This is a genomic window from Klebsiella sp. M041 (assembly GCF_059759695.1).
The window spans coordinates 14,736-34,671 of record NZ_JCAXWU010000021.1 but is presented as its reverse complement, the minus strand read 5'-3'; the positions used below and the strand labels follow the sequence as shown (position 1 = coordinate 34,671).

The following is a 19,936-nucleotide window of genomic DNA, read 5'->3' as shown; positions in this document are numbered from 1 at the left end:
CTTCAGGGGGTTAACGGGTAAAAGCGGCGTGTAGTGTCTCCACGCTACGTGCCGCACGCAGCGTGCGTCCGGGATTGCTCTGGCTGGCCAGCAGGGTCTGCACCTTGCTGACGATATGCGCGCCGATCGGGATAGCCGACGTCGCCGCCGGCGACGGCGCGTTACAGGTGTGAATGGAACGCGCGGTGGTGACGAAGAGAAAATCGTCGATCAGTTTGCCCTGCGGCGACACCGCCTGCGCCCGCACGCCGGCCGGCCACGGGCGTAAATCGCTGAGCGTCAGGCTCGGGCAGTATTTCTGCACCAGCCGCAGATAGCCGCTTCGGCACAGCGAATTTTTCATTTCGCCCAGCCCGGAGCGCAGGTTGTTTTGCAGTACCCGGCGAATGCCGGGCGAGGTGAGGATCTCCAGGGTATCGGCCAGCGAAATATCGCGTTTGCGATAGCCTTCGCGCTTCAGGGCCAGCACGGCGTTGGGGCCGACGGTGACGCTGCCGTCGATCATGCGGGTCAGGTGGACGCCGAGGAACGGCATCGCCGGATCGGGGATCGGATAGATCAGATGGTTGACGATCTGATTGTGCTGCGCAGCGAGCTGGAAATACTCCCCGCGGAACGGGCAGATGATAAACCCGGGATCGACGCCGAGCATTTTCACCAGTCGATCGGCCATCAGCCCGGAACAGGTAATCAGCGTCGAGGCCTCATACTCGCCGCCCTGGCGGGTGTGGACGACCACGCCGCTGGCATGTTCTTTCAGGGCGCTGACTTCGGCGTTGTAGACGATGGCGCCGCCTTTCGATTCGAAGTTCTTCGCCATCGCCGCCGCCACGTCGCGGTAGCTGACGATGCCGCTGGAAGGGACGAAGATCCCGCCGAGTCCGCTGATGTTCGGTTCGCGCTCGCGCAGCTCCCCGGCGCTCAGCCATTCCCGCTGCAGGCCGTTGGCGGCGGTGCGATCCCACAGGGCGCGCATCCGCTCCATCTCCAGCGGCGAGGTGGCGACCAGCATCTTGCCGCAGACGTCGTAGCGGATGCCGTTCTGCTCGCAAAAGGCTTTGGTGGCGCGGTTGCCGGCGAGGCAAAACTGCGCCTTGAGGCTGCCGGGCGTGTAGTACACCCCGGCGTGGATCACGCCGCTGTTATGGCCGGTCTGATGGCAGGCCGGGCCGGCCTCTTTTTCCAGCAGCGCAATGCGGGCGTCCGGGTAAATCTCAATTAACTGCATGGCGGTCGACATGCCGATGATGCCGCCGCCGATAATCACGAAATCATACATCCGCTCAATTCCTTCGCCTGAAAACCCTCATTGATGAGTCTGGTAATGATTTGTGGAATACGCAAAGTAGCCGCGCTGGCGCATCAGCTCGCGGCGCAGGTCCGGGTGCGGCGTAAAGCGGTCGCGGCCGTGCAGCCAGAACAGGTTGTTAATCAACAGAAATTTGCCTACCGGCACCGGTATAGAAAGAATGTTTTTGCTGGTCTCCAGCGCGTCGGAGAGGCGGCTCAGCCAGGTGCCCTCTTCGAAATCTTTCGGCTGGACGAACTGGTCGATATAGCGCATCACCGGGCGACCCAGCTGGTCGACGTCGAACACCGGGTGGAAAACATCTTTGCTGACGTTTTTGCTCGGCGGCGCGGCCCAGCGCATCGGGCGGCGGGCGAGCGGGTCGCGGAAGAATTCGTCGAGGTGCTCCCAGTCGTCGAGATGCAGCAGCAGGGAATTGCCGCCCTGCATGTTCTGCTCGTCGATCTTCATCATCAGCACGTAGTCGGTTTGCTCTTCGACGTAGGTACCGTCGTTGTGCAGCTCCATCACCCGGTGCGGCTGGCGCAGGTAGCTGTCGGAATTATCGACGTTTTTCACCACGAAGCGGGCGTAATACTGGCCGCTCATGGCGTCGAAGTTGGAACGGCCAATCAGGTGGGCGACGGCGGTGGCCAACTTGACCATCTCTTCGGCCTGGCTGACGTTATCGATCCCTTCGCCGTTGATCAGCAGCGCGCCTTCCGCGCGGTCGAGCAGCGTTTTGATCAGCAGCGGCTGCAGCTGGTTGCCGCACAGATCGTCGAGGATCTTGCCCACCTGGAAGCGTAAGAAAGATTTGTACTCCAGCGCCTGCACCGGCCACTGCGCGACCTGCTGCAGAAACTGGGCGGTGGTGTCGGCGGAAAAGGTGAGCTCCAGCAGGCGCGGCGACTGGGCGGAAGGAGCGACGGTAAAGCCAGGGAATTGTTGAGCTAACGGCGCGGATGTCGGTTTTACTGCGGTCAGGGCGTTCATCAGGATCGTTCCTCGCAATGGAATGGAAGGTCAGGGTGATGTTCATTTCGTAGCCATAAATTAAAAATATCTACATTTTTATAAAATGCGTACGAAATGGCCTTTTTGTTTCTATTTTGTGATCTGACAACAATTATTTAACAATGCGAGAGAGATAAGGCGGTGGTTAACGTTGAGGAACAAAGCGGGGGGCGGAAAAGGCAAAATGCCGAAAGGCTGAGGGTAAATCATAACGCCGATCACAGTTTTTAATCTGTGCAATACCCTTACCAGATGAAGGTGTTAATATTCAGCCGGTAAATACCTTTCAATGCTCACCGAGGCTTCGATGCTGGAGAATGTCATTATCAGATAATCAGCTTCCCGACCTGCCCAGGCCGGACTGATTATCGCTGCGCTTAAACCTTACGCACACACCTGCGGGTGTAGGCATGTTTTCGCACATGATAATGAACAGGTTTCAGTATGAATTTATCCCGTCAGGAACAACGGACCTTACACGTACTCGCCAAAGGTGGCCGTATTGCGCACGTCCGCGATACCTCCGGCCGCATTACCGCCGTCGAATGCTACACCCGGGAAGGGCTGTTGCTGAGCGACTGCACCCTCGCGGTCTTCAAAAAGCTCAAAACCAAAAAGCTGATTAAGTCGGTGAATGGCCAGCCGTACCGGATCAACATCACCGGTTTGACCAACGTTCGCGCGCAGGCGGACAACCGCTGATACAGCGACCCGGGCAGGGTCGCTGCCCGGGCGTATGGCTCTCAAGGAGAAAAAACCATGATCGATATCCCTCGCATTTTTACTATCAGTGAAAGCGAACACCGTATTCATAACCCTTTTACCCCGGAAAAGTACGCCACGCTGGGGCGGGCGCTGCGAATGGCGCCGGGCGCCTCCATTCTTGACCTCGGCAGCGGCTCCGGAGAGATGCTCTGTAGCTGGGCGCGCGATCATCAGATCGTCGGCACCGGGGTGGACATGAGCCTGCTGTTCAGCCAGCAGGCGGCCGCCCGGGCAGAGGCGCTCGGGGTGAGCGACCGGGTGACCTTTGTGCACCAGGATGCCAGCGGGTATGTCGCCAGTCAGCCGTGCGATATTGCCGCCTGCGTGGGGGCAACGTGGATCGGCGGCGGCGTGGCAGGCACGATTGCGCTGCTGAAGCAGAGCCTTAACCCAGGCGGTATGCTGCTGATCGGCGAGCCATGGTGGCGCAAACGCCCCGCCACGGCGGAAGAGGCGGTTGCCTGCGGCGCGCACTCTCCCGACGACTTCCTGACGCTGCCGGCGCTGGTCGCCCACTTCGGCGAACTGGGCTATGACGTAGTGGAGATGGTGCTGGCGGACCAGGAGGGCTGGGATCGTTATGAAGCGGCGAAATGGCTGACGATGCGCCGCTGGCTGGAGGCCAATCCGCACGATGACTTCGCGCCGGAGGTTCGCCAGCAGTTGACCACCGCGCCGCTGCACCATGTCACCTGGACCCGGGAATATCTCGGCTGGGGCGTGTTTGTCCTGATGGCGCGTTAACCAGCGTGTCGGTAGCGTCGGGAGGCGCTACCGACCATCTTCAGACCTTCAGCTCGTCGTAGCTGACGATGACGTGTTGGCGAAAGGCGGGCCGTGCAGTTAGCCGTGCATAATAGGCCGCAAGATGGGGAGGGGACGACGGGGGATATCGATTGCAAAGTAGCGGTACAGCACATGACCAAACTGGATGTCGGCCAGGGTGAGCGTATCGCCCACCAGATAGCGACTGCCGGCGAGACGTTCCTCGGCAATCGCCAGCTTTTGCTCAAGGGCCGTCACCGCCGCGGCGATGGCCTGCGGATCCCGCTCGGCGGCGGGCGTGCGCACCACGCGCCAGAACACCGGCGCCGTAAAGCCGAGGGCAATATTCTGCTTTGACCACTCGGCCCAGCGATCAATCTCAGTACGAGCCAGCAGGTCGCCCGGCCAGAAGGCGTCGTCGGCGTAGCGGCTGGCTAAATAGCGAAGGATCGCGCCGGTTTCCCACAGCGGCGGATTATCGCCATCCTGCAGCACTGGCACCGTACGATTGGGATTGAGCTGATAAAACGCCTCGCTGTCGGTACCGCCATAGCGATGGCCCACGTCGAAGCGGAGATAGTCCAGCCCAAGCTCGCCAACACACCACATCAGCGCCTGCACGTTAGAGGAAGTTTTTCGGCCCCAGATAGTCAGCATCGGGATCTCCTGTGAACAGGGAAAGAAGGAGCATAGCAGGTAGGGTTGAAAACGGGAGGGGTCACAAAAGAAATGAGCCACCTCGCCGCGCAGGGGGCGGACGCGCTGGTCAGATGTTCAAACCAGGAGCGTCGCTGAGCCAGCTATTCAGCGCACAGAATGAGTGGAAGAAACAGAGGGCAACAATTTGCCCTCTGTTTACTTAAGTGGTCTTGTACTAAGGTGTGGCGCTAAAAAACTCGCCAAATTTGACGGCCAGCCAGCCGACAGGCGTCGTGGCGCCGCCGACGATATTGGTGATCTCGGCCATCCCTTCCGGTACCGGAATATGTGAGTTCACCGCCGCCTGAGTATATTCTTGCGAAATGTCCGTCCCGACATACAGGATGCAGGTCACGATCAGGGTTCCGGTTATGAACATGCGGAACATATTTCGTTTACAGAACGGCGTGACCATTGCCAGCAGGAACATTAACGAAGCCAGATCGACAAAGGGCAGTACGCGGTTGCCGGGCAGAATGATAGACAGCACCACAGCCATAGGGATTAACAGCAGACCGGTCGCCAGTACCGAAGGTTCACCGATCAATAACGCCGTATCCATCCCGATGTAAAAATCGCGCCCCGGAAATTTAGCCTTCAGTTTTGCTTCAGCGGCATCACGGACAATCAACAATCCCTGCACCAGAATTTCAATCATTTTCGGCAGCAGCAGCATGGCGGCTGAAACCTTAATGGCCAGTGAAACGGCAGCGGAAATGTCATATCCAGCCAGGAAGGCCAACAGCAGTCCCAGCACAAACCCCAGGGTAAGAGGCTCGCCAAAAACGCCGAATTTTTTATTAATACTTTCCGGATCGAAATTGATTTTATTGATGAGCGGGATCTTATCAATGATGTAATTACAGGCAATGCCAAACGGCACGTAAGCTATACAGGTAAGATGTGGGAATGATATCCCTTTAAGATTATAGTTTTTTTGTAAATACGGCGCCGTTAAATCTGCGGCCAATAGCGTTAACACAAAAATAGCGAAAGTAATACCGACAGAAAGCCAGTAATTTCCCGTTCCGGCATAGACCACAGACCCCATGATCAGGAAAATCCAGTAGTTAAAAATATCGATATTCACCGTTTTGGTTAATTTCAACAGAAGCATGGCCAGGTTGATGACGATAAAGCCCACCACGACGGGCAGCATCAGCGGCGAACCCCAGCCAATAGTCGATGCGGTAGGCCAACCGGTATCAACGACCGTTAACTGCAGGCCGATACGCTCAACCATCGCCTGCGATGCCGGGCCCAGGTTTGTCAGCAGCAGGCCAATCACCAGCCCCACCCCTTCAAAACCAATGCCGACCAGCATCCCTGCTTTAAATGCCGTACCGATTTTAACGCCAAAGCAAAGCGCGATAATAAAGAATATTACTGGCATCATTACTGATGCCCCCAGACTAATAATGCTGTTGATAATATCCATAATGATTCCTTAAAAGGCGGGCGAATTGGGCACGAGTTAACCCGTGCCCATTGGGCCCTGTTAATACCTTTAATGGTTCTTTTAGTATTTAACTGAGTTTCTTTAAAAGGATCTCAGCGAAGCGTTTGGGCGAATTACTGAATGCGTCAATGGTACTCCCGGCAATATGCGGCGTAATGGTCACGTTATTCAGGGTATAGAATGCACTGTCGTCAGGAAGCGGTTCGTCATCAAAGGTATCAAGCGCGGCGCCCATAATTTGCCCGGATCTGAGCGCATCAATCATCTCTTTTTCATTGATTAACCCGGAGCGTGCCGTGTTAACAATGATGGTACTGCGCTTCATCAGCGCGAAATGGTGTGCGTTAATCAGATTTTCGGTTTCCGGCGTCAGGCGAGCATGTAACGAGATAACGTCGGCGCGTTGTACCAGTTCGTCCAGTGAATCGACTTTCTCATAACGTTCATGGCCTGCAACGTACTTATCGTAAAAGATAATCTCCGTGCCAAAGCCGCTGAGAAATCCCGCGACCAGTTGGGCAATATGGCCGAGGCCAACCAGCCCCACGACTTTTCCGCCAAGCTCCGGGATCGCCTGATGGTTCGGGCTGTCTTTACGCCAGTATTTGTCACGCAGGGCATCGTGTGACCGGGCGATATTGCGCATTTCCGCCAGGATCATGCCGACCGTGAATTCAGCGACGCTGCGAGCGTTACGCCCCGGGGTGTTCATCACCTCAACGCCCCGGGCGTTCGCCACCTCAAGATTCACGTTTTCCACGCCACCGCGGAGTACGCCTACATATTTCAGCGTGGGTAGTTTATCGAACACCGCAGTATTGACGGGGGCAAACTGAGTGATCAGGATGTCAATATCACCCGCTCCCTGAAGCAGATCTTCCGGTAAGGCCACGGCTTCCGCGCCTTCCTGTTCAACCCGCAGATTATCTTCCTGAAGTTTCTCAATGGAGTCATGTGACCACTCGCGTACTTCGACTTCAATCCCGTTATCCCTGAGCGCTTTCAGTCCTGATTCCATCATTGCTGCATTGATAAACAGATCGGCAATTGCCAGACATTTCATAATGATTCTCCCTCGATTAACGCATCAACATACCGCCGGTAACGTCCAGAGTTGCTCCCGTCATATAGCTGGTCTTAGGAGAAACCATGAAGACACCGATGTCGGCAATTTCCTGAGGCTGAGCCACGCGGCCCACCGGAATACGACTGACGTAATAGTCAGGGTTTTGCTCAATGTTCTTACGGATCATCGCAGTATCCATGATCCCGACGGCGATATTGTTCACATTGATTTTTTGTTTGGCGACTTCCCGCGCCAGAGAAATAGCAAAGGCGACCAGACCGGCCTTACTTGCCGCGTAGTGCGCATGTCCCGTCGTGGAGCCGTGGAACGCGGCCTGCGAGGTAATATTCAGAATGCTGCCCATCCGGTCATGCTGTAGGCAGTGATTTACAAATAGCTGGCTGAGATGGAAGATGGCTTTCAGATTGACATTCATCACCAGATCCCAGTCCTGCGGGCTGATCTCGGTGACGTAGCCGCTCAGCCAGATCCCGGCGTTATTCACCAGAATGTCGGCTTTGCCCAGTCTGTCGATACAGGTGGCAAACAGATTTTCCCGGCTCTGTTCGTCAGAGAGATCGGTTTTAACCGCGATGATCTCTACGTTCGCGCTGGCCTTCACCGTTTCGATCAGCCGTTCGGGATGCTCTTCTTCCCGCATATAGGTAAAGCAGATATTGACGCCTTCTTTGGCGAGAGAAAGGACAAACTCTTTCCCCAGGCCGGTTGCGCCGCCTGTCACGATGGCCGTACGATTCGTTAAATTCAGATCCATTTTTTCCTCACTTAGTGCGCAATGTAGTTGCTGCAGCTTTTCCACGGCGACTGCATTTCTGATAACAGGTTTTTATAAAGCTGGTATTTGGTCTGGTAGACCCGGTGATTTTCCGGATTAGGGGAGACGGTGCGTGAGACATGGACCATTTCGTTTGAGGCAGCAAATACCTCTGCAAACCAGCCCACCATGACGGCTGCGGTCATCGCGGTACCCAGGGTCCCGTGCTCTTTGACGTCAACGATTTCCAGCGTGGCCTGGAAGATATCGGCGAATATCTGTAGCCAGACCGGGGAGTTCGTGACACCGCCGGCAATACGAATTGTGCGGCTTAACTTCGGGTTAATATTGCGCAAGCGCTCGGTGTGGTAGAGATGGCTAAAGGCCACGCCCTCATAAATCGCCCGCAGAAAATGGGCTTTTTTATGAAAGCTGTTTACACCGATAAAGCCGGCCGAGGCGTCGGGAATGGTGTTAGAGCCAAACACGAACGGAAAGAACAGCAGGTGGCTTTCATCCGGCGTCGTTGACGAAACCAGCTTATTGCACAGGTCATAGACCGACGATCCTTGCTCGGCGGAGGTTTTCCGATCGCTCTCCATAAAGTTGTTAATAAACCACTCCAGGTTGCTCGCGGAGGTGGGGCTGGCCTCGGTGATGAGCCATTTACCCTCAATGGGATAAATGGAGGTCATAAACAGATCTTTATCAATAACCGGGTGGTCGGTAACGTATTCGTTTATGCTCCAGGTGCCGGTGACGATCGCCATCTTATCGAGACTGTTGATCCCCGAGGCAATGGAAGAGGCCGAGATATCAAACACCCCGCCAGAAACCGGCGTACCTGCGCATAAACCGGTCAGACGGGCCACGTCGTCAGTGATTTTTCCGCAGCATTCCGTTGAGCGTTTGATGGGGGGCAATTTGTCCCGCAGTTCATCAAGTCCCCACCATGCCAGTAGTTCATCGTCATACTTGCAGTCACGTACGTTGATCAGGTTGGTGCCTGAGATATCGGTCAGCTCAAGAAAAGCCTCTCCGGTCAGGTAAAAACGGCTCAGGTCCTTGACCATAAAAATATAACGCGCTTTTTGCAGCGTCTCGGGCTCGAAGTCCTTCAGCCATGCCAGCAAGGCGACAGGTTGTCCGGCCCAGATGGACTGCATTGTTTTTGGCAAAATGTCGGTAAGGAATTCTGGCGAGCGTTGCCATCTCTCAACGTACTCTTTTGCCCGGCTGTCGGTGGATATAATGCCGTTACGCACCGGGTGACCTTCTTCGTCAACCAGATACAGACCGTTACCATGACCGGTGACGGCCACTCCTTTTATCTGGCTGGCATCAATACCTGATTGCTCAATCGCTTTTTTAATCACTTCGACATTCGCGGCCCACAGCTCATCGATACTGCGCTCTGTGTGGAATTCCCGGGGTGTCAGCATCTGCGTGGATTTTGAGGCGATCGCGAGAACCTGTCCTTTACGGTCATAGATGGCTGCCTTGGTGACGGTTCCACCATTGTCGATGCCCATGACGTATTCATCTTTCATTCGCGTGGACTCCTTATTGGTTACCATAAGCCGGGCTCGCTGGTGGTTATCCCTTTAAATCCGGCATGGAATATTTTATCTACAAGGTATTTGCGCTTAACAAAGCCTCCGGCGATGAATACCACATCAAAGCCTTTCAAATTTCGGCTAATCAACTCCAGACACTGGCAGGCATATTCAGCAGGTAAGATTTCAATTGCGTCCGGTGGACTGTGTTTAACAATATCGAGCGACTGATCAAGCGATCGCGAATCGATAAGTAAAACCCGATATACGGTCAGCAATCCCTCTTTTTTGGCGTAGCGTAGCGCGGAGAGATTGGAAGAAATAACACCATCAACCTTGTAATAATTTTTCAGTAGATTGATCCCCGCCTGATCCGGTTTGAAACCACCCAGTAATTCAAGGTGAACGAGGACCTTCTTACCGCTTTGATGGCATTTGCCAATCAGCGACTGCAGATTGCCGATATTCGCTTCGGATAGCAGCACATATTCTGACTGGCAGGATAATGCTTTCTCAAAGTATTTATACTTCCTGATGGAAGGGATGATGGTGTTATTTGAAATCATATTAATTTCCGATGTTATTTAGCCATGTAGAGGCTGTATGCATCTTCCGCTGTTGCGTTTTCATGGATGATGGCATTCAGACCTGCTACCACTTTCGCCGGCTGCGGATCCTGGGTAATGTTTCGTCCCACAGCCACGCCTTTCGCACCCATCTGCATACAGTGCTGAACAAATTTGAAGTAACCATCGATGCCGGTTTTTGGCCCCCCTAAGGCAAGCACCGGCACGCCAGCAGCTTCAACGATCAGTCGGTCCTCTGGTGAACCGGTAAAACGCGTTTTGATGACGTCCGCGCCCAGCTCCACCGCTGCGCGGGCCGATGCAGCGATGATGGCCGGATTGTTAGAGTCATCGCTGGTGACGGGATAACCATACGGGAGCGATTCGACAATCAGCGGTACGTTCCAGCGATCCGCTGCCTGCGCGAGTTGCATCGCCATAATGTGGGTTTTTTCTTCATTGAAGGCGCCGGGGAAGGTCATGCAGACCACTCCCTCGGCAGCGACTTTAAGCGCATCTTCGACGGAAAAAACGGGGGTAGTATCGGGAACGGTATTGTCAAAGATACTGACCGTGCTGTCGACGCGTAACACAACGGGAACGCTGTTCAGCGCTTCACGATAATTCTTCAACATGCCGTACGTGACGAGCGCGCAATCCAGGCCGTGTTCCACCAGAGCAGGGAGCTGATTTATCGTATTATCAATACCATTTGTTTTCGTGGAAAAATAGTAGCCATCCAGCGCTAAGGTCACGGATTTACCATCTTTTGCGAATATTCTTGAGAGACGACGTTCTTTAGACATTTATTTACTCCTGAGATAAAAAACAAAAAAAAGCCCTCAGAGACTCGCGTCTCTGAGGGCTTTCTGTTCACATACCCTTTTGATAATGGTTCGGGAATCCAAAGCATTATCAATGCAATTTTTTAGCAAAGTGAGAAAGGTTTAACTTTTGTTTAAATTAAATCTGTTCTCTTGCGTGATTAAATAACTAACACACGCGATAACTTACTGTCCAGTTGGTGTCGTTGAAATGAGAGATTCATCACATCAATATGTTGTATTCTGTGAAAAGTGCCGGGTTAAATACAGAAACCGAACCCTTAAAAAACCAGGCAATAACGCATCCTGACAAGGGGGAGAACGCCAGGCGTTTATTTCATCGCATGAAGAACCCATCCATGCATGCTCCTGCCTGCAGGTCGTCATCCACAAACGCGCATTTATTCCCGTCCGGATGGCGTACAAAAACGTTATAGCATCGTTGTCGGCATGGCGGTCTGTCCCCCGGAATGATTTTTTCCCGCCGCCCGGGCAAATTACTCGTCCGCTTTGTGCGCCCAGGCAGGCATCGCCGTCAGGTAACGTTTTGCCCGTTTCCGTGATTCCGCTACGCCCACCTTTTGCCAGGAGTCGAGAAAAGCCGCCAGACCGGATACGGCCTCTTCCCAGGATTTCAGATTACCGTCGCTGTCGCTGCAATACGCGCAATATTTATCGCTGGCCCCTTGCGCATCGGGTGCGGACATCGGCATTCCGCAGGCCTGGCAAAACCGTTCGTGCTGTGTCATAGAGCGCTCCTCCTGTCGTTGAGTTGTCTACTAAACATACAGAATTTACGCCTGGCGTTTAGCGTTTCAGATCAATAGATCCTGCCGTAACCGTTCTGGTGGAGCTTCTGCCGGGGCGTGCGGGAGGGATAACGGGCAACGTACTCCGTATCGCGCAGCTATCGCCTCCCTTATTTCTTATTGATGCAATGGTTGATCGCAGGCCGCGAGGATGGATTCATGCATCGCTTCGGAAAGTGTTGGATGCGCGAAGATCATCGACAGGAGACTTTCATCTGTGGCCTCCAGGTGACGGGCGATGCCAAACCCCTGGATCAGTTCCGTGACCTGTGCGCCAACCATATGCGCGCCCAGCAACTCGCCGGTTTCAGCATCGAAAATCGTCTTCACAAAACCCTCTGTCTCGCCGCTGGCCAGCGCCTTACCATTATTCTGCCAGGAGAACTTACCGATCCTGACGGGCCGTCCCCTGGCCAGGGCCGTCGATTCCGTCAGGCCCAGACTGGCAACCTGGGGCCGGGCATACGTGCAACCGGGCACATAGTCGCGATCAAGCGGGCGGGCGCCTTCGACACCAGCCAGTGTCTCAACGCAGATCACGCCTTCGTGGCTGGCCTTGTGCGCCAGGCACGGCGGGCCGGCTACATCGCCGATGGCATAAAGCCCGAATACGTTAGTGCGACAAGCGGTGTCCGTCTTGATAAAACCGCGGTCTAACTCGACGCCCAGCGTTTCCAGCCCCAGATCTTCAATATTCGGCTGTACGCCGACCGCCAGCAGCACGCGTTCGACGTCCTGAGAATATTCGCCGCCGGTGTTTTTCATGGTGCAGCGCACCCCGGTCCCGGTGAGCTGTACTTGCGTCACCAGGGTCTGGGTATGGACCTGAATACCGCGTTTTTCGAATGACTTACGCACTGCTGCAGACACCTCGGCATCTTCCACTGGCAAAATCTGCGACGCCAGCTCGACCAGCGTCACTTTACAGCCCAGATCGTTATAAAGGCTGGCGAACTCGACGCCAATCGCCCCTGAACCGATGATTAATAGCGACCTGGGCAATAGCTTAGGCCGCAGCGCTTCGAAATAGGTCCAGATATATTCGCCATCTGGCGCGATGCCTGGTAATGCGCGTGGTCGGGCGCCCGTGGCCAGGATCACGTGATCGGCCTGGTAATCGCGCGTCTCCCCTCGGGCATCCTCGACCGTTATTTGCCCCTTGCCGCGCAGCCGCGCGGTGCCATCAATGACCTGCACGCCATTTTTCTTCAACAGGTACGCCACCCCGCCGGTGAGCTGTTGCGATACGGTACGGCTAAACTGCACCAGTTTCTGCAGATCGATGTTCACCTCACCCACGCTGATGCCCAGCTGACTGGCATGGGTGATACTGTGCGCGACCTCAGCGCCATGCAACAGCGCCTTGGTTGGAATGCATCCCCAGTTCAGGCAGATGCCGCCCAGATGTTGTTTTTCCACTAATGCGGTACGAAGCCCTAGCTGGCCGGCACGGATGGCGGCCACATATCCCCCAGGACCACCGCCGATGATCAGCACATCGTATTTATCGTGCATAGCTCGTCTCCTGGATAAACATCAAGGTTGGGGTTTCCGTCAGTCGCCTGAGTTCCCGGAGAAAAGCCGCACCTGCCGCGCCATCGATAACCCGGTGATCGCAGGATAGCGATACCGTCATTTGCTGGCGCGCGACGATTTGCCCGTCGCGTACTACCGCCCGCATTTCGCCGGCGCCAATGGCGAGGATTGCGCTTTGCGGTGGATTGATGATGGCGTCAAACTGCCGGACGCCGAGCATCCCCAGATTTGACACGCTAAAGGTCCCCCCCTGGAACTCTTCCGGCTTCAGCGTGCCCGCTTTGGCCCTGGTCACCAGCGAGTGAATTTCGTTCGATATGTCGCTAATCGATTTCCGGTTCGCCGAGCGGACAATAGGGGTAATTAGCCCGGCAGGCAGCGCAACGGCCACCGAAATGTCGGCATCCGCAAAGCGGCGGATACTTTGTGTCGCTTCATCAAACTGGATGTTGACGTCAGGCACGGCCACCAGCGCCAGGGCGCAGGCCTTCACCAGCAGGTCATTAACCGAAATCTTGACGCCGGGTACTTCGCGGTTAATTTCCTGACGTAGCGCTAACAGTCTTTCCAGATCGAGATCGACGCTCAAACGGAAATGGGGAGACTGTTGCTTGGACGTTTGCAGGCGAGAGGCGATAGCCCGCCGCATACCGGACATGGGGATGCTTTCATAGGGTACCGGGGTACTCTCCTGTACCGGGCTGGTCTGCGGGTGCTCGTCGAGTAACAACGCCGCGGCCAGCACATCATCGCGACTCACCCGGCCGCGTGAACCGCTGCTTCGGCAGTCATGCAAGTTGATACCCAGTTTGCCGGCCAGACGGCGCGCCAGCGGGGTGGCCGATACCTGGCTGTCATCGGCATGCGAGCGGGGCGCTTTGCTGCGACGAACGGGGGGCGTCGGGGAGGCCAGGCGACCGCCGGCGGCAACGATCGCGCTTTCCAGATCAGAAACAGAGATACGATCCCCGCGCCCGCTGCCGCGGACTTTTTTCAGGTCGACACCCCAGCGGGCAGAGAGTCGTAACGCATGGGGCGTGGCATTAACCTGAGTCACATCGGTCACGCCTTGCAGACTGACGGGGATGTCGGTCTGCCCAACGGGGGGCTCGGGGCTGTTGGATGGCGGCGAAACAACGGAAGGTGGCTTAGCGCCTGCCTGTGCCGCTACGTCCGGCGCGGCAGCCTCCGTGCCAGGGGCTGCGGGTTTCACCGTAGCCAGAGTGGCAGCGAATTCGTCCAGGTCAGCATCGCTGACCGAAGCGTCAGCCGCCAGGGCCAGCACGGCGCCTACCTGAAGCGTCTCACCCTCTCGGGCGAGTATCCGACGTAACGTACCGGCAAAGGGGGCCTCCAGCACATTGACGATTTTACTGGTTTCAATCTCACAGATTTCCTGCCCTGGGGTGAAGCTGTCACCCTCCTGGATTGCCCACCGAGCGAGCAAGCCTTCCTCCATGGAAAGCCCCCACTTTGGCATTTCAAGCGTCTTGATTTCGCTCATAGGTTAATCCTCCAGCACTTGACGGACGGCGGCTTCGATACGTTCTACGCCAGGGATCCAGAGTTTTTCGAGAGCAGGGGAGAACGGGACCGGCGTGTGTGGCGGCGTCACCAGCAGAACGGGCGCTTTGAGGAAATGGAATGCCTGGGACGCGATCAGCGCCGCGACATCATGCGCAAAACCGAAGCGTGCCGCGGATTCGTCGACAATCACTACCCGCCCCGTGGACGCCACCGATTCCAGAATCCCTTCCTCATCCAGCGGCGAAATGGTCCGCGGGTCGACCACCTCGACCGAGATCCCCTCTCTGGCCAGTTTGTCCGCCACCTGATTGGCTTTATGCACCATTGCCGACAACGCAATGATGGTGACGTCTTCTCCTTCGCGGGTATAGTTGGCTACACCTAGCGGGATGGTATAGCTCTCGTCCGGTACCTCGCCCTTGAGGTCGTACAGCATTTTATGCTCGCAGAAAACCACCGGGTCGTCGTCGCGAATTGACTGGATTAACAGACCTTTGACGTCATAAGGCGTCGAGGGCACCACCACCTTCAGCCCTGGCGTGGTGGCAAAGATATTATAGGGTGACTGTGAATGCTGGGCCGCGGCGGAAAACCCCGCGCCGATCATCCCTCGCATCACCAGCGGGGCTCTGGCTTTGCCACCAAACATGTAGCGGAACTTAGCCGCCTGGTTGTACAGCGCATCGTGACTCACGCCAAAAAAATCCATGAACATCAATTCCGCGACCGGCCGCAGACCCGTCGCTGCGGCGCCGGCCGCCATTCCGATGATGGCCGACTCGGTAATGGGCGTGTCGATCACCCGATCGGAGCCGAACTGCGTCCACAGCCCTTTAGTGACGCCGAGCACACCGCCAAAGGCTTCTATCTTCGCCTCTTCGGGCGCATTTCCGCCATGACCGCCACGCAAATCTTCACCGATGAGCACCACGCGTTCATCGCGTTCCATTTCCTGAGCCAGGGCTTCCTTGACCGCTTCACGATAGGTTTTAATCGCCATAGTTATCACCCTCAGTATGAGACATAAACGTCTGTCAGCAGGTCTTCCGGAGCCGGATAGGCAGCGGCGCGGGCCTTCAATACCGCATCGTTGACAAGGGCTTCTACTTCCTCGTCAATCGCCGCCAGTTCTTCCTGGGTGATATGCTGTTTGACCTTAGCGGTGAAAATCTTCAGCGGATCATGTTGTTCACGCAGGCGTTGCACTTCACCTTCCGCGCGGTATAGCGCGGGATCCCCCTCAAAATGACCGTGCCAGCGGAAGGCTTTGGCCTCAATGACGCTTGGGCCACCGCCTTCTCGCGCACGTTTGACCGCCTCTGAAGTGGCCTCATAAACGGCAAAGAAATCGGTGCCATCAACGGTCACTGCCGGCAGGCCGAAGCCAGCGGCGCGTCGGGCGATATCACGCCCACCCACGGCGTAGTCATGACCGGTCCCTTCGCCGTAACCGTTGTTTTCGAAAATAAAGACCGCTGGGAGCTGGAGCACGACGGCCATATTGATGGCTTCAAAGACCAGGCCCTGATTAGAACCCCCATCGCCCGTAAAAGAGACACCGACGTTGCCGGTTTTTAGCGTCTTTGCCGTTAGCGCGGCGCCGATGGCCAGGGGAGGGGCTCCCCCAACGATAGCGTTCGCTCCCAGCATTCCTTTCGACAGATCGGCAATATGCATCGACCCACCCTTACCGCGACATAACCCGCTGTCCTTGCCGAATATTTCGGCCATCATGCCGTGAATGTCGCACCCTTTAGCAATACAGTGGCCATGTCCACGGTGTGTTGAACCAATAAAATCTGCGCTCGTTAAATTTTCGCAGACCCCCACCGCGATGGCCTCCTCACCGGTGTAAAGGTGAATGAAGCCGGGAATATCACCGCTGGTATTTTCCTGATGCAACCGCTCTTCAAAGGTCCTGATCTCCCGCATCTTGCGGTAAGCCTGCAATAACGCCTGTTTGCTGAGCATGATTTAATTCTCCTCAATAAAGGTCACCCAGGCGGGGCCAACAGACAGGGCGGATAACCCTGGCCACACCCATGCAATGAATCTACGAGCGGTTAAAGGGAGTGCGAAGCCACCTTCATGGGGGGGTAGGTGGGGGTTTTCATGCTTGAGGTCAAACTTTCTAAATTTTGTGTAGCTATAAAGTTTGGCGGCCCCATGTCATCCCGGGGGCTGGCGTACAATTGAAAAAAAACAAAGCGAGTAGATAACCACGGATGAAGCCATCGGATTTTGAAAGTCGCCAATCACCATCACTGGTCTCCGGGCCATTGCGGCTGACGCGAGGCTTGCCGCTAATCCTGACCAAATTCGTCCCGCCTCGCTCCTCGATACAATTGCTGGAGCGCCCCCGGCTTCTTCAGCTTCTCAATCCCGTTCAGCAGTGCCGGCTGGGCGTCGTTTGCGCCGGCGCTGGATTTGGCAAAACCACGCTGTTGGCGCAATGGCATCAGCAGATGGTCGCCCAGGGGGAACGTATCGCCTGGCTGAGCCTCGATGAGGATGATGATGACGTATGGCAGTTTATTCCTTACCTGCTGCAAGCATTGCGTCCACTTTATGCTGACTGGGACGCCGATTTCTGGCGTGATATGGAAGAACAGAAGCTCTCCAGCTCCGAGCAGCTGCTGGCCGGGCTCATTAACCAGCTACACTACTGCCCGCATGACATATACCTGATTATCGACGACTTCCACGTGATTAACGATCGTGGGGTCTATGAAGCGCTGGGGTATTTACTCAAGCATGCGCCTGCCGCCTTGCATCTGATCATTGGCAGCCGTTTCCACCCCAATCTTGCGCTGAGCCAGCTGCAGGCCCAGGACCAACTGGTGGAGATCTATGATCGAGACCTGCAATTCACGCTCGAAGAAACGAAACACTATTTTAGCCGCACGGTTGCGCTACCCCTCAGCAACCACCATGCACAGCGGCTGCAGTCCGTGACTGAGGGCTGGATCGCAGGGATGAAGATCGCTTCATTGTCCGCAGAATTACAGCATGATCCCGAGCATCTGTTGCGCAATATGCATGGAGGAACACGGTCCATTGCCCGCTATCTTAAAGAGGTGGTCCTGGACCCGCTGCCGGAAGAGGTGCTTGATTTCCTGGTGAAAACGTCCTTCCTCAGTCGGTTAAATGCCGAACTATGCAATGCAGTGACTGGACGTGATGACAGTCAAGCGATGCTGGCATGGATTGAGCGACGCAACCTTTTTTTGTCAGCCCTTGACGAACAAGGCTACTGGTTCCGCTACCATCCTCTGTTGCAGGAAAATCTTCGGACCATGCTGCAGCAGAACAACGATATTGATCGCAAACAGCTACATGAATTAGCCAGTCATTGGTTCGTCGAACAGAAGCTGTGGTCTGAGGCGGTACGCCATGCGCTCAGCGCAGGCAAGCCGGTGCATAGCCCCGGGCAGGACGGCGCAAGCGCTCAGTCACTGGCGGAAGAAGGGGATATCGATACCCTGATCTCATGGATGCATCATTTACCGCCCAGCACCGATCCTGCGCGCATTGACCTGCAAATTAACCTGGCCTGGGCACTGGCGCATTATTTCCACTTTGATGAGTCGAGGCAGCTGCTTGATAACCTCGATCAGATGGTGCTTCATCACCGTGATGATTTAACCCGCAGCACCTGGTGTAAATTGCGCGTTGTGCGGGCAATTTGCGAAGCCTTTGCTGAAAACATCCCGGAGAGTCTGGCTATTGTTCAGCCATTGCTGGCCGAAGTGCCCTGCGGCGACACCTGGGTTGATGGTCTGATATGCAATATTCTCAGCTATTGCCATGTTGTTAACCAGCGCTATCACGACGCGCTTGAGGTTCAACAGCATATGCCCTCTCCGGAAAGTCCTTTAGATAATCTGTTTGTCTCGGTTTATCGCGCGTTTATCATTGCCCAGTGCCATCTTTGTCAGGGGGATCTGGGAAAAGCCGGGTGGTACGCAGAGAAAACGTTGCGCCAGGCTGAATGTTATACCGGCACCCAGTCGACCAGTGGCGCGACGCTGGCGCCGCTGCTGGCGGAGATAGCATATGAATGTCAGAGGGCTGACTCGCCCGAGCATCTGTTAGCCGACCGGCTCGAATTCATCGACCGGTTCAGTCCACCCGACGCGCTGAGTCGTTGCTATACCTATCTCGCGCGTCAGGCCTTAGATAGCGATATGCCCTATGAGGCCGAGCGATTGCTGGAGCATGCGCAGCGCCTTGCGGTGTCTCGCGGCTGGCAACGGCTCCAGGCCATGATGTTAGCCGAGCAGGTGAGGGTGCGACTGCAGCGCGGCAATTTCACCGGCGCAGAGCAACTGCAACGGCAGCTTGAACAAATGGCCGCCAGCTTCAGAATGGATGCCGAACATCCCTGCCAACGCGCCATCGTTATGTCTGCATCCCTTAGCCGCAGCCGGCTTCTTCTCGCCAGAGGCCAGGCGCCGCAAGCCTGCATTTTACTGGCTGAGATGGTCTCCGATCAGGAAAGCCGGGGGGACAGGTTAACCGCAGCGCGTCTGCGTACGCTCTGGTCATTAGCCTTGTGGAACAGCGGCAAAACTGCCGCTGCGCGCACGACATTTCAGCCAGTGCTGCAGCTGGCCGAACAACAGCACCTCAAGGGCCTCTTTCTTGACGCTGGCGATACCTTGCAACCTTTGCTTATCGGTATGAATGAATCCTCTTCGGCTTGTACAGAGGAAGGGGGAGTGCAAGGTCCTTGGGTAGACAAGCGCGCGCTTGCAGATGGAACACCGTTTAATAGTGGAAGCCCCGATATTCCTGGGGAGCTCAGTGAGCGAGAGTTGCAGATATTACAACTGATCGCTGAAGGTCAGATGAACAAAGAAATCGCTCGCTCCCTCGCTATTTCTGCCGAGACGGTCAAATGGCACATCAAAAACATCTACGCGAAGCTTAAAGTGAATAGCCGCACTCAAGCGATGAGCCGGGCGCTGGAGATGAAATTACTGGATTAATGGTTTGAACAGGGGGGGCTGGACGCAAAATATTATACAGACGGCGTTGCTTATAGCCACTTTCTTAACGGGGCTATGAGCCATGGATAGACGGGCTTTACGCATAGCGATCTCCTTCGTTGGCAGATTGATTATGCCGGATGATTTCTAAATATGAATGGCTCGATTATGCGGGATACTTACAATACCAATCAACGCGACGTAAGCCAGTCAGTTAGCTAGTGATGGGATTGAGTTGACAAAAGTTGTCACTCGCTACCCTCGACATCAGAGATTCTTGAGTGTACGCACTC

16 protein-coding genes and 1 pseudogene are annotated in these 19,936 nt (G+C 55.5%); 3 read left to right on the top strand and 14 right to left on the bottom strand.

The genetic code is table 11. The features are described from left to right. Nucleotides 1-10 precede the first annotated feature (10 nt). Nucleotides 11-1,279: an L-2-hydroxyglutarate dehydrogenase gene (lhgD, locus tag AC6CWS_RS22300; protein WP_048334105.1), complete on the bottom strand. Its 1,269-nt coding sequence runs from the start codon at nucleotides 1,277-1,279 to the stop codon at nucleotides 11-13. Between the two features lie 27 nt (nucleotides 1,280-1,306). Continuing rightward, on the bottom strand, nucleotides 1,307-2,284 hold the full coding sequence (gene glaH, locus AC6CWS_RS22295) for a glutarate dioxygenase GlaH (RefSeq protein ID WP_065883920.1): 978 nt from the start codon (nucleotides 2,282-2,284) through the stop codon (nucleotides 1,307-1,309). Between the two features lie 465 nt (nucleotides 2,285-2,749). Here glaH and AC6CWS_RS22290 point away from each other — a divergent pair, with 465 nt between their 5' ends. Then, nucleotides 2,750-3,007 (top strand): YjhX family toxin, encoded by a 258-nt coding sequence (locus AC6CWS_RS22290; protein WP_044521137.1) that lies wholly within the window; start codon nucleotides 2,750-2,752, stop codon nucleotides 3,005-3,007. Nucleotides 3,008-3,064: 57 nt separating this feature from the next. After that, nucleotides 3,065-3,814 (top strand): SAM-dependent methyltransferase, encoded by a 750-nt coding sequence (locus AC6CWS_RS22285; protein ID WP_050533125.1) that lies wholly within the window; start codon nucleotides 3,065-3,067, stop codon nucleotides 3,812-3,814. 40 nt (nucleotides 3,815-3,854) lie between these two features. Here the strand turns inward: AC6CWS_RS22285 and AC6CWS_RS22280 are convergent. The 12 genes and pseudogenes from AC6CWS_RS22280 to AC6CWS_RS22225 form a co-directional block, all read right to left on the bottom strand. Then, nucleotides 3,855-4,492 (bottom strand): annotated as a pseudogene (locus AC6CWS_RS22280) (glutathione S-transferase family protein). A 217-nt stretch (nucleotides 4,493-4,709) separates the two neighbouring features. Beyond that, nucleotides 4,710-5,972 carry a PTS galactitol transporter subunit IIC gene (locus AC6CWS_RS22275; RefSeq protein ID WP_023288522.1) on the bottom strand — a complete coding sequence of 421 codons (1,263 nt, stop codon included), beginning with the start codon at nucleotides 5,970-5,972 and terminating at the stop codon, nucleotides 4,710-4,712. Nucleotides 5,973-6,060: 88 nt separating this feature from the next. Then, nucleotides 6,061-7,056, bottom strand: a complete 996-nt coding sequence (locus AC6CWS_RS22270) for a 2-hydroxyacid dehydrogenase (RefSeq protein WP_065883923.1) — start codon at nucleotides 7,054-7,056, stop codon at nucleotides 6,061-6,063. A 16-nt stretch (nucleotides 7,057-7,072) separates the two neighbouring features. Continuing rightward, nucleotides 7,073-7,834 (bottom strand): SDR family NAD(P)-dependent oxidoreductase, encoded by a 762-nt coding sequence (locus AC6CWS_RS22265; protein ID WP_023288524.1) that lies wholly within the window; start codon nucleotides 7,832-7,834, stop codon nucleotides 7,073-7,075. A gap of 11 nt (nucleotides 7,835-7,845) precedes the next feature. Next, entirely contained in the window at nucleotides 7,846-9,384 is a 1,539-nt protein-coding gene (locus tag AC6CWS_RS22260; protein ID WP_498256439.1) for an FGGY-family carbohydrate kinase, read from the bottom strand. Between the two features lie 20 nt (nucleotides 9,385-9,404). Next, on the bottom strand, nucleotides 9,405-9,956 hold the full coding sequence (locus AC6CWS_RS22255) for a glycerol-3-phosphate responsive antiterminator (RefSeq protein ID WP_002889866.1): 552 nt from the start codon (nucleotides 9,954-9,956) through the stop codon (nucleotides 9,405-9,407). 14 nt (nucleotides 9,957-9,970) lie between these two features. Next, the gene (locus AC6CWS_RS22250) at nucleotides 9,971-10,762 is read right to left on the bottom strand and encodes a class I fructose-bisphosphate aldolase (RefSeq protein WP_002889868.1); all 792 of its coding nucleotides are present in this window, start codon (nucleotides 10,760-10,762) and stop codon (nucleotides 9,971-9,973) included. A 515-nt stretch (nucleotides 10,763-11,277) separates the two neighbouring features. Further along, nucleotides 11,278-11,529, bottom strand: a complete 252-nt coding sequence (locus AC6CWS_RS22245; protein ID WP_023288528.1) for a zinc ribbon domain-containing protein — start codon at nucleotides 11,527-11,529, stop codon at nucleotides 11,278-11,280. A 177-nt stretch (nucleotides 11,530-11,706) separates the two neighbouring features. Beyond that, the gene (lpdA, locus tag AC6CWS_RS22240; protein WP_065883926.1) at nucleotides 11,707-13,104 is read right to left on the bottom strand and encodes a dihydrolipoyl dehydrogenase; all 1,398 of its coding nucleotides are present in this window, start codon (nucleotides 13,102-13,104) and stop codon (nucleotides 11,707-11,709) included. Next, nucleotides 13,094-14,629 (bottom strand): dihydrolipoamide acetyltransferase family protein, encoded by a 1,536-nt coding sequence (locus AC6CWS_RS22235; protein WP_065883928.1) that lies wholly within the window; start codon nucleotides 14,627-14,629, stop codon nucleotides 13,094-13,096. The genes lpdA and AC6CWS_RS22235 overlap by 11 nt, the downstream gene beginning before the upstream one ends. 3 nt (nucleotides 14,630-14,632) lie before the next feature. Next, the gene (locus tag AC6CWS_RS22230) at nucleotides 14,633-15,652 is read right to left on the bottom strand and encodes an alpha-ketoacid dehydrogenase subunit beta (RefSeq protein WP_044521157.1); all 1,020 of its coding nucleotides are present in this window, start codon (nucleotides 15,650-15,652) and stop codon (nucleotides 14,633-14,635) included. An 11-nt stretch (nucleotides 15,653-15,663) separates the two neighbouring features. Then, nucleotides 15,664-16,623, bottom strand: coding sequence for a thiamine pyrophosphate-dependent dehydrogenase E1 component subunit alpha (locus tag AC6CWS_RS22225; protein ID WP_002889884.1), 960 nt, complete (start codon nucleotides 16,621-16,623; stop codon nucleotides 15,664-15,666). Between the two features lie 254 nt (nucleotides 16,624-16,877). Between AC6CWS_RS22225 and AC6CWS_RS22220 the strand changes: the two genes are divergently transcribed. Continuing rightward, nucleotides 16,878-19,643: a winged helix-turn-helix domain-containing protein gene (locus AC6CWS_RS22220; protein ID WP_065883930.1), complete on the top strand. Its 2,766-nt coding sequence runs from the start codon at nucleotides 16,878-16,880 to the stop codon at nucleotides 19,641-19,643. Nucleotides 19,644-19,936 lie beyond the last annotated feature (293 nt).